Source organism: Streptomyces sp. NPDC047042, assembly GCF_040644035.1.
Lineage (GTDB): Bacteria > Actinomycetota > Actinomycetes > Streptomycetales > Streptomycetaceae > Streptomyces.
In genome coordinates this window covers 46,704-63,522 of sequence record NZ_JBEYVP010000043.1, presented here as the reverse complement: position 1 = coordinate 63,522, position 16,819 = coordinate 46,704, and the positions used below count along the sequence as shown (strand labels likewise).

The following is a 16,819-nucleotide window of genomic DNA, read 5'->3' as shown; positions in this document are numbered from 1 at the left end:
CATACGGCTACTCGGGCCTTCATGGACGCGCCGAGGCGATCGGCCCTCGGATCACTTGCCGCAGCGGTGATAGTGGTAACGATCCCGCCACCATCTGACCTTGGCAGGCCCACTGTGGTACGCACACAGAACGCACCGCAGCCATTCATTCCATCGTACGAGCTTTCACCCACTCCCGCTCGAACTCCTCCGGAGCTATCTCTGCAGCATCAAACTCCGGCTGGTCAGAGATTTCTCGAAGATCGAGCGGGAAAGCGACTTCAGAAAGACCGACGCTTGCTGTCTCATGCAATTCGTCTGCCCACTCGACCTTGCCGTCGCGGAAGAATTGCATCTTCCGATTCTCGTACCCGTCTTCGCCGAGCTCGCTCAGATAGAGGACCGGCTCATCCTCGAGATCATGGCTCCATGCCACCTTGACGTACCTCACGCTAGTTCCTTCCAGACCCTACGATGCGGCCGACGAGATCAAGAGGCTCGCTGTTTAGCACATAGAAAACCCCATCCCTTCCCTTACGCACATCTAGCCCGCGCACATCGATCGAAACATAGTGAGAGACCTTTCGCCCAAGCCAGGGCACTCGATAGAAGGCGGCGGATAGCTGCCCAGGCCTCTTCGTTCCAGGCTGAATGTCGGTGAGATACTGGCCGTCGCCAAACTTGGCGTCATTTGGGTTCGCCGCTTGAGTGGACGGGCGAAGCTCTTGGCTCGCCAATATCCCGTCATGTCCAGCTTCATTCGTGTAGTGATGAAGGACATCGGGAATCTCATCATTGCAGTTGTGAACGAGGAGCGGCGTAGCCCCCGCCAGCACATAGTACGTGTGGAGGTTGCTGACAGTGAGGTTGTGGACGGTGGCGTCCTGTGCTGTCCAGCGGCGGATGGCGCTGATCTGAACGAGGGTGCCCGCCCCCGTCTGGAGCCACTGGCCGGCCCGGAGGTTGGTCGCGTCGATCCACTCGCCCAGCTCCGGGACCCAGAAAGGGTGGCCGTCGGTCGCGGTGACCTCGGCGGTCTTCGAGCCCTTCTTGCCGTCGGTGTCGATGGTGACGTCGACCAGATGTTTGAGGCCCTGGCCCCTGATCTCGGCGGTGACCGTCTCGACCTTCGTCTCTCCCGTTTCCGGGTCGGTGGCCATGACCTTGTCGCCGACTTTAACGTCCTTGATCGCCTTGGTCGAGCCGTCGGCCATCAGGACCCGGGTCTCCGGGGTGAAGCTGTTGATCGAGCAACTGGCGCCCTCGCCGGAGCCTCCCCCGGATTCGCCACCGGAGTCGTCCCGCCCCGACCCGCTACGTGAGCCGCCCGACTTGTTCTCGGCCCTGCCTCCGCCCGACGAACCCTTCTCCTGCGCCGTCCTGCGTGCCTTGACCTGCGGAGCGTTCCCCCGGGCGCCCTTCGACCCCGTATGAGACTTCTTCTTCGCAGCCTCTGCCGCGGCCTTCGCCGCCTCCCTCGCCTTGCGTTTCGCCTCGGCCGCCGCGGCCTCCGCCGCCTTCTTCGCCTTGATCAGCGCGGCCTTCGCCGCCTTCGCCGCCTTCAGCCCGGCCTCGGCGACCACCTTCGCCGCCCGCCACGCCTTCACCGCGCTCTTCGTCGCCTGGAAGGCCTTCCACATCTTCTTGCCCTTGGAGAAGACGCTCGACCACGGAATCGCATCCATCAACAGGCTGCCGCACGCCCACAGGTCACCCTGAGAGAAGCAGCCGACGATGTCGTCCCAGCCCACGAACTCCTTGAACACGGCCCAGCCGACCGACAGGATCACATCACCGATCGAGCGGGACAACGTCCGCTGGTACTCCGCGATCTTCGCGTCCAGCGCCGCCATCGACGCGTCGAAACTCGACGCCGACGACGTCAGACCCGACGGGTCGGAGTGCGTGACCGGGTTGTTGTTCGCGTACGAGTAGCCGTTCGCCTGCAACGGGTCGCTCTGGTCCAGCACCGGGTCCGCCGACACGAACCGTCCGGTGGCAGGGTCGTACTCCCGCGCGCCCAGATGCACCAGACCCGAACCCGCATCGTCATCACCCGTCGCGAACGCCGTACGCGAACGCGACGCGACGCCCGCGACACGGTCCTGGCCCCACGGGTCCTTCTTCGTCACCCGCACGTTCTGGTCGCCGTCGAGGCGCACCTCCGCCAGCGGGGTCCCGTTGTGGTCGACCGCGTTGGCGAACACCTGCTCGTCCGCGCCGGAGGTCGAGGACGCCTCCCGGTAGCGCGTCACCGTGGGCGCGCCCTCGTGGCCGTACGTACGCTCCGCCGAGCGGAGTTTGCCCGTGGCGGTCACCGACACGCTCGTGTCCGGCAGGTGCAGCGCCGCACCTGCGGCGGAGCGCTCCAGCAGGCGGTTGCCCATCCCGTCGTAGACGTACGTCGTCTTCGAGGCCGGCTTGAACACCTGGCCCGGCGCCGAGGTGTCACAGGTCGCCAGGACCAGGTCGGTACCGTTCGCCAGCGACGGGGCCGACAGGCACAGGCCGGTCGTCACGTGCTTGAGCAGGCCAGTGGGCAGGGTCTGCCAGCGTTGCGCCGCCGCAGCCGTGTCACACGCCTGGATCTGTACCGCCGCGCCCGCCGCCGTGCCGCTCGGCTGGGCGCAGCGCCCGCCCACCACGAACTGGCCGACCGTCGCGTCCTCGACCGTGCCGTTGTTGTCGGCGTCGGCCGCCTTGAGGCGGAAGTTCTGCGCCTTGGTGCCGTTGCACACGAACAGCTGGAGGGCCGTGCCCGCTGCTGTACCGGAGTTGGTGAGGTCCAGGCACATCTCCGAAGCGCCCACCCATGCCCCGGAACCCTCCGGACCGAAGCCCGTCACCGACTCGACCTGGCCGTCCCACGTCCATGTCAGGCCCTGGGCCGTGTCACCACCCGTCGTACGGCTCTCCACGCTGCCCGCGTCGTTGTACTTCTGCGTGGCCAGGGTCTTGACCTCGGCCCCCGCCGCAGTCGTCGACTTCGTCGTGTAAGAAGTCAGCGTGTGCGGCTGGTCGTTGAGCGCCGTGTCGCTCTTGCCGTAGACGTAGTCCGTGACGACGTCGTTCTTCGTGTCACGCACACCCGAGGTGAACGTCGGGTCGGCCTTGAGGACCGTCTTCGACTTCCGGTTGCCCAGCACGTCGTACGTGTAGGACTGCCAGTAACCGTCGTTGTTCGACGAGACGTTGACCTTGCCGTCGGAGTACACCGGCTCGGCCGTCGTCTTGCCTGTGGCGGTGCAGGCGCCGCCGCCCGGCGTCGTCCACGCCGTCTTCAGCTGGCCCAGCGTGTCGTACGTGAAGCACTGCCGGTCGGTCGGCTTCGTGCCGATCTTGTCGGCGACGGACAGGATGTTGCCCGACGGGTCGTAGGAGTAGGCGCGCTGACTCACCTCGTACTCGGGGACGACGGACTTGTCTGTCGCGTTCTCCCTCAGCAGCTTGCCGGTCAGCAGTTCGCCGGTCGACTCGTCGAAGGAGCTCTCCTGCCACACCCGGTGGCCGATCTCGCCCACTGTGGAGCGCAGCACCTGCCCGTAGGGCGAGTAGGACGTCTCGGCGACATACCAGTCCTTGCCGGAGACCGTGGTCGGGAGCCCCGCCTCGTTGTAGCGGTTGATGACGGTCTCGCGGCTCAGACCGCCCACCTCGGGGGTGGTGTACTTCTCCAGCTGACCGTCATCGTTGTACGTGTAGTCGTACGTGTAGTTGGTCTTGAAGCCGTCCGATGTCGTCCCCGACGTCGTGCCGTCGGGCATGGTAAGCGTCATCGACGTCGGCTGGTAGTCCGCCGTGTAACCGGCGATCGACGTCGTGTACGACTTGCCGCCGTCGTTGAAACGGGTCGCCCGGGCCATCTGGCCCTTGCCCCCCGGGGCGGAGTCGTAGCCGTACGACTGGACCAGTGTGCCCGAGGTGGAGCCCGCCGCAGTGAACTTGACCTCGCTCACCCGGTGGTAGGGCTCATAGCTGTACGCGAGCTTCTGTCCGAGGCCGTCGGTCGCCCAGTCCACCCGGCCGTACGCGTCGTACTCGGTGTGGGAGGCTCCGGTGTCCGGGTCGGTGGTGTCGGTGACCCGGCCGAGGGCGTCGTACTTCCAGGTGCGCGTGTGGCCGACCTCGTCGGTCGAGGTGGTCATGTCGCCGCGCGCGTCGTAGTCGTACGTGGTGGAGATCGCACCGGCCTCGGTCAGCGCCGTGTCGCTGAAGGTGTCCTGCTGCACCGTGCGGCCCAGTGCGTCGGTCCACACCCGGGAGCCGGGTGTGCCCTTGGGCTGGCGGACGATCGTGTAGTCGAGGCCGTACTGGTAGCGGGTGCGGCGGTCCGTCGTCTTCACCGTCGTGTTGCCGTCCGCGGCATCATCGCCCGTCTGCGGGAACGAATGGTGGACGGGGGTGACGGTCAGGACGCGGCCCAGGCCGTCGTACGTGTAGGTGGTCGCGTTGGGGACCAGTGACTCGGAGACGGGGACGACCAGGGCCGTGCTCGGCTCGTCTTGCATGTAATAGGCGTTGCGTGTGAAGGCGACCTGGCCGGCGGCGTTGTGGAACGTGTCGGTGACCAGCTTGCCGCCGCCCACCGCCGGGGTCTGGGACTGGCGTTCACGGCCCAGGCCGTCGTAGATCGTGGTGGAGGCGGAGTAGACGGCCTTTTCGCCGTCTCGCGCCGGGGTGGGGTTGTCCTGCAGCGACTCGGTGACCACGGAGGCCGGCTCGTCGGCGGGCGTGTTGTAGGTGTAGCGCGCGGTGGGGTCGTCCGTGGCGGGCTGGGTCGGGTCCCAGGCCTCCGTGGTGCGGCCCAGCGGGTCGTACGTGTAGGACGTGACCCGGTTGTTGGGGTCCTTCGAGGTCAGCGTCGCGCCGCGGCCGGGCTCCACGGTGGTGGTCGTGATGAGGCCCGTTTCCACGTTGTTGCTGTCGAGCTTGGCGCCCTGCACCGTCTTGATCTCGTAGACCTGACCCGAGTCGGGGATGTAGGTCGTGGTGTTGGCCAGGCCCGTGGCGTCGGTGACCTTCTCGACCCGGCCGAACTCGTCGTACTCCGTGCGCGACTCGGGGTTGTCCGAGTTCCAGCCCGTGCCGGTCCCGAGCGGTGTCTCCGTCCTGGTCACCTGGCCCTTGGTGGGCTTGGCGGCCAGCAAGGTCGCATCGTCGTAGAAGACACGCGAGCCGGTGATCAGCGTGTCCTTCGTCGCTGTCGACAGGGTGGTCGAGCAGGTGCTCGTACCGGTTGTCGTGATCGTCTGGTTGACCAGGCCGATCAGGTAGACACCCTTGACGGTGGCGGTTTCCCTGGTGTCGTTGTTCACGTACGACGTGCGGGTGCACGAGTCGTCCTTGGTCTTCGCCGCGTCGTCGTCGCCGAACTCGCGGACCACAGTCGGCAGACCGTACGAGTCGTACTCGGTCTCCGTCTTCACCGTGCGCAAGGGTGCCGAGTCGCCCGGACGGCTGCCCGAGGACTTTGTCGTCGTCAGAACCTTGCCCAGCGTGACACGCTCCGAGACCACGTCCGGACCGTCGGTACGGTTGCGTCTGGCCAACTCCACCGGGATATCCGGGTAGTTGACGGTACGGGATATCCAGCCGCCGGCAGTGGCGGCGCCGGAGTCGGGGTAGGTCAGGGACTCGGCGACCATGCCCGCGTACGCCTTGCGGTCGTTCGCGATTGCCGCGCCGGTGACGTCCTTGACCGTGAGGGAACGCTTGGTGTCGTCGTCCGGCTTGTCGGGCGTGACGGTGTCCACGAGGACGTCGTCGCTCATGCCCCGGAAGTAGCGGGTGACCGACTTGGAGGCGATGCTCCCGTCGGGCGCCGACGGGACGCCGGAAATCGTGGTGATGACCGGGTAGCCGCGCCAGTCGTCCCAGGTGCGCGTCTTGGGACGCGAGAACTCCGTCTGGCTCTTCGCCCAGAGTGCGCCGGCCTTCTTGTCGGTGAGGTCCGTCTCGTACGTGTACTTCGTCGTCACATCCGTCGCGTCCGCCAGCTGCGGATACTCGGTGATCGAGTCGACCACGTACTTGTGGAACCAGGAGATGCGCTCGTCGCTCAGCTGTTCGTCGGCGTGCCAGTAGACCGGGTAGCAGCGCAGCGTGTTCTGGTCGAACGGAGGGAAGTCCTTGCCGCTGGCACAGGCACCCTCGGGCGCCTTGTACGTGACGTGGGTGCGCCCGCCGTACTCGGAGACCACGTCCTGGATGCGCAGCCGCCCGAACAGCGAGTCCGTGTCGCCCGTGGCCCACTTGACCCGGTTGGGCAGCACCAGCCTGTTGCTGCCGAAGGTCACCGGGTTCAGGGGCTTGGTGGAACCGTCCACCGCATAGCCGGTACGGGTGATGGACTCCAGCCACAGCGCCGTGTACTCACCGGTCAGGTCCCAGGGGAAGGACTGTCCGAGGCTCCAGGAGTCGACCTTCGAGAGGGCGGTGGTGCCGTACGTCGAGTCGTCGATACCGCAGGCGTTGCGGGAGCCCGAGTCGTTTTTGTCGTTGTACTCGGTGAGCCTCACGCCCCGCTCGCGCTGAGCGCACGCGGTCACCGCGGCCAGGCGCTTGCGGGACCAGAACGTGGGCGAGTACGTCGAGCACTTCTTGCCCGCCAGGCAGGCGAGGTCGGCCGGGGTGTCGTACCAGGGGCGGGTACGGTCGGACTGCTTGGAGTCGAAGCTGTCGTTGGAGCAGTCGCCGTCGTCCGTGAAGCAGCGCTCCAAGGCGGTGAAGTTCATACGGCCCAGGGGCTCGGCGGAGAAGAGGGTGTCCGAACGCTGCCCGTAGTCGATACGGGTCAGCAGGCCGGCCCGGTCGTAGGCGACCGCACCTGTCTCCGTCATGTTCTTCGCGTAGGCGTTGGTCTCCTTGTCCCACCACAGCGACATCGCGTTGCCGTTGAGGTCGACGACGTAGTCGAGCTGGAAGCGCCAGCCCTGGTCGCAGAAGGAGTTCTTGAACTCGGTGGCGTGGCACGGGTCGCTGCTGTGGTTGCCGGCGACCGGCACCTTCAGTACCGACTCGGTCTCCTCCTTGCCCGAGGACCAGCCCGGCAGACGGTTGAGACCGAAGTAGTACTGGGTGCCGTCGCTGGTGGTGACCCGCCAGAACTCCCCGTTGTCGTCACCGTTGCCGGACGTGTGGGTGACGTTCAGGATGCGCTTGTAGTCGGCCTCGGTGAGCAGTTCCACGCGCGTGTTGTCGCCCCGCGCGCTCTTCCACTCCTTGGTGGTGTCGTCCCGCACCAGTTCGGTGGTCGTGCCGTTCAGCGACAGCACCGCATTGTACGAACCCCAGCACTGGTCGCCCGTGAACTTGTCCTTGTTGTTCGCGTTCGCCGTGTCGGCCGCACAGCTCACAAAGGTGCGGGTGATCGCGCCGGGGTTGTAGTCCCAGCCCTCGCCGATCCAGGACACCTGGTTGTTCGTCGCGGACGTCCGCCCGTCCGAGGACTGCGAGTTGTAGCTCAGCGTCACGTTCGGCGACGGACCCGAGGGGACCTCGGGCCCTGCCATCGTGTACGAGTACGTGAACGCACCCGACGAGCCGCCCTGCGACCAGGAACCGGCCGAGGACAACGGGGTCGCGCCGAAGTCACCGCCCGCGCCCGAGCCGTAGGAGATTCCCGCCAGCACTCCTCCGCCAGTGGAGTCGGCGATCTGGCGGACACCGTTTCGGCTGTCGCCGCGCCACACCGCCGGGTTGGCCGAGCTCGCGTCCGTGTTCACGGCGGTGGATGCGCCGGTCGCCGTGGGGGCGGACACCGACGCGAGGGCGGCAGTGTCCACGGTCAGGTTGAGCAGGGTCTCCTGGATGTCCCTGGTCTTCTCGTTGCTGCCGGAGGTCTCGTCGGGCGCGGTGTCCTCGCCGGGGTCCGCCTCCGAGCCGGAGTCGTCGCCGCCGGCGTCGACCGACACGGTCACCTCGTCGGTGGTGCGCTCGACCTCGGTGGCGACGGGGATGCCCGTCGAGCACTCCTCGCGCTCCGGTGTGGTCGTGTAGCAGGAGGGCATCAGGGCGAAGGACATCCGGTCCAGCCACTGCGCGCTGTACGTCTCGGCGAAGCGGGTCGCGTCGATCTGGAGGACCGCGTCACCGGTCGCCGTGTCGGGGGCATCGACCTGTAGCAGCAGGCCTTGTGCACCGGCGGCCACCGCATCGGCCTCGGGTCTGACCGTGACGTCCCAGGCACCTTCCAGGGAGTCGGCCTGGGCCTGGGTCGCGCCGTCGGGCGCGGTGACGCCGACGGTCACCGTGCCGTCGGTGGAGGCGGCGACAGGCTTGGGGGCGCCACCCGCGGTCAGACCGTCGACCGGCGCGGCCAGGTCGACAACCGCCGGCACCTCGGCCACTGCCGCCGGGTTGTAGTCCGGCAGCTCGGCCAGATCCGGCTTTTCGAGCTCCTTCACCTTGTCGGTCTTGGTCTCGTCGAGCGGGACGGCGTCCGTCTCCTGCAACTCGTCCAGTTCGACCGTCGTACGGGTGTCGTTGTCGGGACCGAACGCCACCGCGCCCTGCAAGGAGGTGACGTTGAGAGCGAGGAACACCGCTGCGACCACACCGAGCCGCGCCCGTCGGCGAATCAACCGGTCACGGACCGATCTCTCCGTCAGCCGGCCCTTGCCGCACCACGACAGTCCCCCACGCATGGCCGACCGACCCCTCCCCGAACCCCGAGTCACACACCATCAGGAACGTTCGGACCGATGACGGAAACGTCCGGGGCGATGGCACATGGTGATCACTGATGGGGTCGAAGTTCGCTCCTCGTGAAGATCCACGTCAAGGAGAAATAAGTCCGCGTTAGCTATGTCACTGTTCAAAATTGGACAAATAACGGCAAAGAAACTCCATATAGCTCCATCGCTTACGCTCCTCCTACTTCGAGGCTTCACAAGGGTGTTGATCTCGCCGGTACGGCCTGCTCATACTCCAACCGCCGAAACCGGGGGATCACGCGTTCGCACGGCTTGCTTCAACAGGCCCGAGGGCAACCCGAAGAGCCACGCCGCAGCGGCACCGCCGCTGACGGCCCAGCCTGTTGGAGAAGGGTTCCTTGAGCGACCAAGAGAGCGCCGCCGGACCGAGCGAGACGGCCGCCGCCGAAGCAACACCCGTCGGCAGACGGGCCGGTCGGCGCGGCCTCGCCGTCGCACTCGCCCTGGCACTGCTGGCCGGCGGTGCCACGGTCCTGGCGCTACGGGACGACGGCCCGTCCAGGACATCGCCGGACGCCGATGCCAAGGCCAAGTCCGCGAGCAGCAGGCTCAGTTCCGAGGACGCGGCCCAGCAGAAGGCTCGTAGGACAGGCAAGAAGACCGAAGTCGCTTCGCTGACCGACGAGTTCTCGCAGACCTTCGCCAACCCCGACGGCTCCTTCACCTACACGGCATCCGTCGCGCCGGTACGGGCGAAGAACGCCCAGGGGAAGTGGGCCCCGGTCGACACCTCACTGCGGAAGAGCAAGGCCGGCTGGACGACCGTGAGCAGCCCCCACCCCGTCACCTTCGCCGCAGGAGACGCTGCTCATATCCCGGCCGCCGCTGGAACGCGGGTGAACAGCGCGAGTTACTCCGCCACATCCCGGGTGAACCGGACAGCGTCGTACCGCACCACGAACAACACCGCCGTGCAGGCCGCCGACGACAGCACTCCCGACGCCGTCTGGACACCGCTCCTGACGATGGCCGTCGAAGGCCACGACCTTCAGGCCGAGTGGCCCGGCACGCTGCCCGAGCCGGTGGTCGAGGACAACCGGGCGCTGTACGAAAGCGTGTTGCCCGACGTCGACCTGATGCTGACCGCACGGGACAGCGGCTACACCCTCGTCCTGGTCATCCACACGCCCGAGGCCGCCGCCGACCTGGCCGCGAACCCGCCCCGCTACCGCTTCGCCTCACCCACGCTCGCCTTCTCCCTCGACCCGTCCACCGACGTCATGCGCGGCAAGGACAAGGACGGCAACGAGATAACCGTCTCGCCCACCCCGTTCCTGTGGGACTCGGCGGGCACGCACGACACGGACACCCCGGCCGTTGACCCGGATGCCGCCAGCGGCACCAACGAGAACCCCGAGGACATCGAGACCTGGACCCCGCCCCCGGGCGATGCCCCCGAGGGCAACCCCGAGGAAGGCAGCGGGAGTTCCACGGACGACGGCGACTCCCGGCTCACCGGCTCGGACATCGACCCCGTCGCCTACGCGCTCCCCGCCGCCGCGAACAGCACCCTCGCCCTGTCGGCCGCCAACGGTCCCGGCGAGGGCGCGCACGCCGCCATCGCCGGGGCCTCCCTGGACCAGGTCAGCCGCGTCCTGACCATCACCCCACCGGCCGACTACCTGGCCCGGACCGGCGCAAAGGCCCCGGTCTACCCCGTCTTCCTCGACCCCTCCACGTCCGCCACCCGGTCCAACTGGACCAGCGTCTACAAGAAGTACCCGAGCTCCAGCTTCTACGACGGCGCCAACTACAACCAGGACACCAAGGAGGCCCGCGTCGGCTTCGAGCGCGACACCTGGGGCACCTCCCGCTCGTTCTTCAAGCTCAACCTCAAGAACTCCATCAAGGGCGCGGACGTCTCCAGCGCGACCATGAAGATCCTGGAGACCCACTCCTGGTCGTGCAGCAAGCGCACGATGCAGGTGTGGCAGACCGGCAACTTCTCCAGCTCCACCACATGGAACAAACAGCCCAGTTGGAGCCGGAAGATCACTTCCAAGTCCTTCGCCTATGGCTGGAAGTCCAACAGCTCCTGCCCGGACACCAACGTCAACTTCACCGTCACCTCACTGGCCCAGGATGCCGCGAACAACGGCTGGATGTCCTTCAACGTGGGCCTGGTGGCCTCCACTTCCTCCTCCGCCCCGACCACCTCGGCGTCGAGCCTGGAGACGGACACCTACTCCTGGAAGAGGTTCAGGGCCGAGGGCCCGGGCTCCCCGACAGTGGAGATCATCTACAACCGCAGACCGGGCCAACCGACCTCGGTCACCATGAGCCCCGGCTCCTGCGACACCAGCGCGGCGCCGTACATCAGCCTGGGCAAGACCGTACCGACCATCAGCGCCAGGGCCACCGACCCCGACAGCGACCTCGCCAGGCTCGAGTTCGAGGTCTGGCGCGAGGGTTCCTACGACGCCACCCACAAGGTTTTCTCCGACGCGGTCGACGACGGCGAGACCGCCTCGGTCAGGCTCGACTCCACCAGGTTCACGCTGTCCAACGGCTACAACTACGTGTGGCGGGTGCGCTCCTGGGACGCGAAGGTCAGCAGCGCCTGGTCGCCCACCAGCGGCGCCGCGCTGTGCCGCTTCCGCTACGACACGGACCTCCCCGACTCGCCCTCCAACGTCACCTCGGTGGAGTTCCCCGCCGACGGCGACTACGACAGCAACGGCGAGGTCTGGTCCACGGTCAGGTTCGGCACCGCCGGGAGCTTCACCTTCACCAAGGGCGCCGACACCGACATCGTCAAGTTCGAGTACTCCATCAACAGCAACAACTACGGCAACTACGTGTGCGCGGGCGGCAAGCAGGGCACGGGATCGGCGACCTGCACCACCGTCATCTCGTCGACGGCGACCGCGACCGGGGTCAAGCCCCCCGCGGCCGGCCCCAACACCCTCTACGTCAGGGCCGTCGACTCGGCGGGCAACATCTCGCCCACCCCGTACAAGCACTTCTTCTACGTCACCCCGCGTCCCACCGCCGACGCCCCCGGCGACCTCAACGGCGACGGCTCCCCCGACTACGCCCACCTCACCGCCGCCGGAAACCTCTGGATCAACACGACCGACCAGAACGCCACGTGGATCTTCAGCTCCTGGGGCCAGCACAAGAACGGGGAGCTACTGCGGGACAGCGGCACCGCCCCACACCTCTGGAACGGTGACACCGAGCACCCCGTGTACTCCCTGGTCACCCACAACGGCGACTTCGCGCCTGGCGACGGCGCCACCGACTGGGTGATCCGCACCCCCGACAACCGGCTGTTCGTCTACCCCGGTGACGGCTACGGCGCCATGAACGTCACCGAACGCGTCGAGGTACGGCTGCCCGCCAACATGCCCCCGCCGTCCACCTGGTCCGAGATGAAGTCGGCGGGCGATCTCACCGGCGACGGCCAGCCCGAGCTGTTCGTGGCAGGCGGCGTCAACGGCGGCGAGCTGTGGATCCTCTCCGGCTACACGGGCGGCACCTTCACCACCGCGACCCAGATGACGACCACCGCCTGGGACACCCGGGACTTTGTGGCCATCGCCGACTACAACGGCGACGGGGCGATGGACCTGACCTACCGGACAGTGGCGGGGAGCATCCAGTTGCGCAAGGGCATCCTCACCAGCGACAAGAAGGGCACGGTTCTCACCAGCCTGGGCACGTCCGGCGGCAGCCTGGACGGCGACGACCCCTACGACTCCGGCACAATGCTGCCCGACAGCTTCCCCCTGGTGTACGGCACGCCCGACATCACCGGCGACGGCGTCCCCGACATGCTGGCAACCAACAAGGCCGGCGCCCTGCTCCTGTTCGCAGGCACCGCCACCGCCAATGACACGACTCCGACGACGCTGAAGTCCAGCGGCTACGACACGGTGAGGCAACTGGGCTGACGGCTGGTCAGCCCAGGCTCCCGGCGGTCCGAAAGCGGAAGGCTGGCCCAACTGGCCGTCCGGGCCGTCGGCGAGCTCCAGGCTGCCAGCATCACTCGGCCTGTAGTAACTGGTGAACCGGCTCCGCTTGGCGGCCGGTACCTCGAAACCGGTGTCCACCACGTCCGGGGGCCCGAAGATCCGCTCCGCCAAGGAATTCCGGCAGCGGCTGTCCGCTTACCCGCGAAAGCAGCACCTCCTCCGTACCCGGTCCGGGAGGCCGGCACGGCGAATACGGTGACGGCTCGGGCGGGAATCATCGGAACCTTTGCTCTGAATTTCCTGTTCATTCGTTGCGTTCAGGGTTTGGCATGGCAGTCACTCCCCCTTCATGGGGTGCATACATCCATTCGATGGCCAACCAATGCCTCCACCTTTTGATTTCCTTTTAGCTTTCCTGTCCCGCCGGAGTGCGAGTTTTGGATGTCATGGGCAGATTCGGCACATCTGTTCTGTCCGAGCACGTTTGACAGGTGAAATTCGCTGAGTTTTGATCTGGCCGGCTGTGAATGGCAGTTGAAGGATCTGTGAGTGCGGGGGTCGGGCTATGTGGCGTGCCGGAAGACGGCTGAGATGGCTGGCGGCATCTGCGTTGTTGGTGCAACTGGTGGGCGCGGCGAGCGCCCACGCCGTTTCCGACGCGCCCGTGCGGGCCTCCTCGGCCACGGATGACCCGACCGACCTGTCGCCCGAGGCGGCCGCTTCGCTGAAGGCCGCCCGGTCGGGTTCGTCCGTTTCGGTGGACGCCGAGACTACGCCCACTCAATTGGTCACCGCGCAGCCCGACGGCACGTTCACCGTCGAGTTCGATCCCGAGCCGGTCCGGGTGCGCCATGCCTCGGGCTGGGTGCCCGTCGACACCGACCTCGCGGCCACCGCCGGGGGGCAACTCGCCCCGAAGGCCGCGGCCGTGGATGTCGCCTTCTCCGGGGGCGGCGCGCACGACCCGCTGGCGCAGATCACCAAGGACGGCAGGACCTACAGCGTCGGTTCGCCCTGGACTCTGCCGACGCCGGCCGTTGACGGCTCGACGGCGACGTACGCGGACGTTCTGCCCGACACGGACCTGGTGGTGCAGGCGACGCCGGACGGTTTCAGCGAGAACCTGGTGGTCAAGTCCCGTACGGCAGCCGATAATCCGGCTCTGGCGAGTGTGCGCTTTCCCGTCTCGGTCGACGGTGTCTCCGCGTACGACAACCACTCGGGTGGCGCGGCGTTCGTCGACGCTCAGGGGCGTCCGGTGTTCACCACCGGTACCGCGATGATGTACGACTCCTCGCCGGCTGCCGCCGCTCCGGCCGCTCCGGCCGCGACGGCCCGCACCGTCTCCCCGGCCTCCTTCGACGTCACGACCGCCGCAGTCCGGACGGCCGTCGCCGACCAGGGCGCGCTCGACGGGCCCGCCCCGGGGGCCCACGCGACCGCCATGGCCGTGACCGCCTCCGACAGTGCGCTGACATTGAAGCCCGACAAGGCGTTCCTCGACGATCCGGACACCACCTACCCGGTGGTGCTCGACCCGCAGACGACCAGCGCGTCGCTGTCGGGGTGGACGACGGTGTGGACGAGTTCGCCGTCGACGTCGTTCTGGAAGACGTCGCACGCGCTGGGTGTCGGCTACGACGCGTGGGTGGACAACAAGAAGGCCCGCTCGCTCTACCAGTTCGACACCCACACCCTCGGCGGCAAGAAGATCCTCTCCGCGACCTTCAACGCGCTCGAGGTGTGGTCGGCCAACTGCACGGCGAAGAGCGTGCAGTTGTGGCGTACGGGGTCCATCTCCTCGGGCACCACGTGGAACGCGCAGCCGTCCTGGTCCGCGCAGGTCGACTCGGTCTCCGCGGCCAAGGGCTACTCGTCGTCCTGCCCCGGCGGAAACGTTTCCTTCGACGCGACCGGCGCCGTGAGCTACACCGCCGGGCAGTCCGCGTCGACCACCACGCTCGGGCTGCGGGCCGCCGACGAGAGTGACGAGATCGCCTGGAAGCAGTTCGCCTCGCCGTCGGACACCAAGCCGACCCTGTCGGTGACGTTCGTGTCGAAGCCGTCCACGCCGACCGGGGTGAAGCTCTCCAACCCGAACCTGGCCTGCGCGACGACTCGCGCCACCGCCGTCGTGATCCGGGACACCACGCCCACGCTGGGCGCGGCGCCGAAGTCGGCGGACGGTTCGCAGTCGACGCTGCGGCCGAATTTCCAGGTGTACAAGTACGACGCCACTGTCACCGACCCGCTGGCCGGTTCGGGCAGCCCGTCGGCGTACACGACGTCGGGGACGACCGGTACGTGGACGACGCCGGCGCTGACGAACGGGCAGACGTACTGGTTCCGCGCCCGCAGCGAGTACAAGTACTCCTTCAACAGCACGACCGGTTACATGTACTCGGCCTGGACCAGCGGCTGTTGGTTCCGGATCGACTCCTCGAGGCCGGTGCAGCCGGACGTCGACTCGACGACGTACCAGGAGTGCGCGAGCCCGGACAGCCCGGACGACTGCACGGCCTACGGCGGGGTGGGTGCCCCCGCGACGTTCACGCTCAAGGCCAACGGGGCCTCGGACGTGGTCAAGTACACCTACCAGCTCAATGACAACCCGGTGCGGACCAAGACCTTCACCACCGCGACCACGAGCTATGCCGTGTCCCTGGCGCCGGACGTGCGCGGGGTGAACACCCTGACCGTCCAGACCTGGGACGCGGCGGGCAACGGCTCGCTCAGCTACACGTACACCTTCAAGGTCGCGCCCGGCGCGGCCCCGGTCGCCCACTGGTCCCTGGACGAGGGCACCGGCACCACGGCCACCGACTCGGTGAGCGGCCGGACGGCGGCCCTGGCCGGTTCGGCCGGCTGGTCCTCACTGGCCCGGCTCGGCAAGTCCCTCCAGGCCAACGGGACTTCGTCGTACGCGGCGACGAGTTCGTCCGTGCTGGACACCACCAAGAGTTTCACGATCTCGGCGTGGGCCCGGCTGACCGGCAACTCCCACAACGCGGTCGCCGTCGCCCAGGCGGGCGTCAACGGATCGACGTTCGCGATCTACTACTCGACCTCGTACAACGCGTGGATCTTCAACCGGTACACCACGGACGTGGCCGCGCCGACCATCGTCCGCTCGATCGGCACCACCACGCCCGAAGTCGGCGTCTGGTCGCACCTGATGGGCGTGTACGACGCGCAGGAACAGACCATCCAGCTGTTCGTCAACGGCGTACCACAGGGTGACCCGGTCGCCTTCACCACGCCCTGGCAGGGCACCGGCGGCCTGCAGATCGCCCGAGGCCAGTACGGCAGCGCGTTCAGCGACTACTTCCCCGGCCAGGTCGACGAGGTGACCGCCTGGAACCGGATCCTGTCCGAGGAGGAGATCGCGGACCTCCAGGCGATGACCGACGCGTCCACCGGGCACGCACAGCCGGCGCTCGCCGCCGACTGGAAGCTGGAGGAGACCTCCGGCACCAGTGCCGCCGACTCCTCCGGATACGGTCACACGGCCACGGTCGCCGGCGGCGGCACCTGGACCGCCGACACCGACGGCGGCAAGGGCAACGTCCTCTCCCTGAACGGCACATCGACCGCGAACGCCACCGCGACAGGGCCGATCGTGGACTCACAGGGCGACTTCACGGTGGCGGCCTGGGCCAAGCTCGACGCGGCCTCGCTCTCCGACACCACGGTGGCCCACCACATGCGGATCGCCACCCAGTCCGGCGGCGTCCGCGACTCCTGGGGCCTGTGGTACGACCAGGCGGCGGGCTCGGCCCAGGGCATGTGGGTGTTCGGCCGTACGACCGCCGACTCCACCAGCGGGACGGTCGTCACCGCGCCCGCGAGCATCGCCTCGGCCCAGCTGGTCGACCCGGGCGCCTGGACCCTGCTGACCGGTGTCTACGACGGCGCCCACCACCAGCTCTTCCTGTACGTCAACGGAATCCGTCAGGGCGCGCAGGGCGACACGGACACGGACGACGACACCGGCGACGGCGTCGTGTTCACCTCGCCCTGGCAGGCCACCGGCACCTTCAACATCGGGCGGGGCCGGATCAGCACAGGCGCGTACAGCGACTTCGCCGCCGGGCTCGTGGACGACGTACGGGTGTGGACGGGTGTGGTGTCGGACACCGACATCGACCAGCTGTACGTCAACGAGCTGCCCCAACCGCTGTAGACGACAGCGCTGACACGGCTTTCACC

Annotated in this window: 4 protein-coding genes; 2 read left to right on the top strand and 2 right to left on the bottom strand. The window is 67.6% G+C overall.

Translation table 11 applies throughout. The annotated features are described in order from the left end of the window. Positions 1-145: 145 nt before the first annotated feature. Positions 146-430 carry a hypothetical protein gene (locus tag ABZ855_RS38600; RefSeq protein ID WP_360815275.1) on the bottom strand — a complete coding sequence of 95 codons (285 nt, stop codon included), beginning with the start codon at positions 428-430 and terminating at the stop codon, positions 146-148. A 1-nt stretch (position 431) separates the two neighbouring features. Beyond that, positions 432-8,624 (bottom strand): HYD1 signature containing ADP-ribosyltransferase family protein, encoded by an 8,193-nt coding sequence (locus ABZ855_RS38595; protein WP_360815272.1) that lies wholly within the window; start codon positions 8,622-8,624, stop codon positions 432-434. 407 nt (positions 8,625-9,031) lie between these two features. On the opposite strand from ABZ855_RS38595, the gene ABZ855_RS38590 reads away from it, so the two are divergent. After that, positions 9,032-12,589 carry an FG-GAP-like repeat-containing protein gene (locus ABZ855_RS38590; RefSeq protein WP_360815269.1) on the top strand — a complete coding sequence of 1,186 codons (3,558 nt, stop codon included), beginning with the start codon at positions 9,032-9,034 and terminating at the stop codon, positions 12,587-12,589. Positions 12,590-13,226: 637 nt separating this feature from the next. After that, positions 13,227-16,793 carry a LamG-like jellyroll fold domain-containing protein gene (locus tag ABZ855_RS38585; RefSeq protein ID WP_360815358.1) on the top strand — a complete coding sequence of 1,189 codons (3,567 nt, stop codon included), beginning with the start codon at positions 13,227-13,229 and terminating at the stop codon, positions 16,791-16,793. The last annotated feature ends 26 nt before the right edge of the window (positions 16,794-16,819 follow it).

What these genes read in the sequence shown, in the direction of transcription:
- ABZ855_RS38595 (WP_360815272.1), bottom strand. Translation starts at nt 8,624, where the DNA reads ATGCGTGGGGGACTGTCGTGGTGCGGCAAGGGCCGGCTGACGGAGAGA.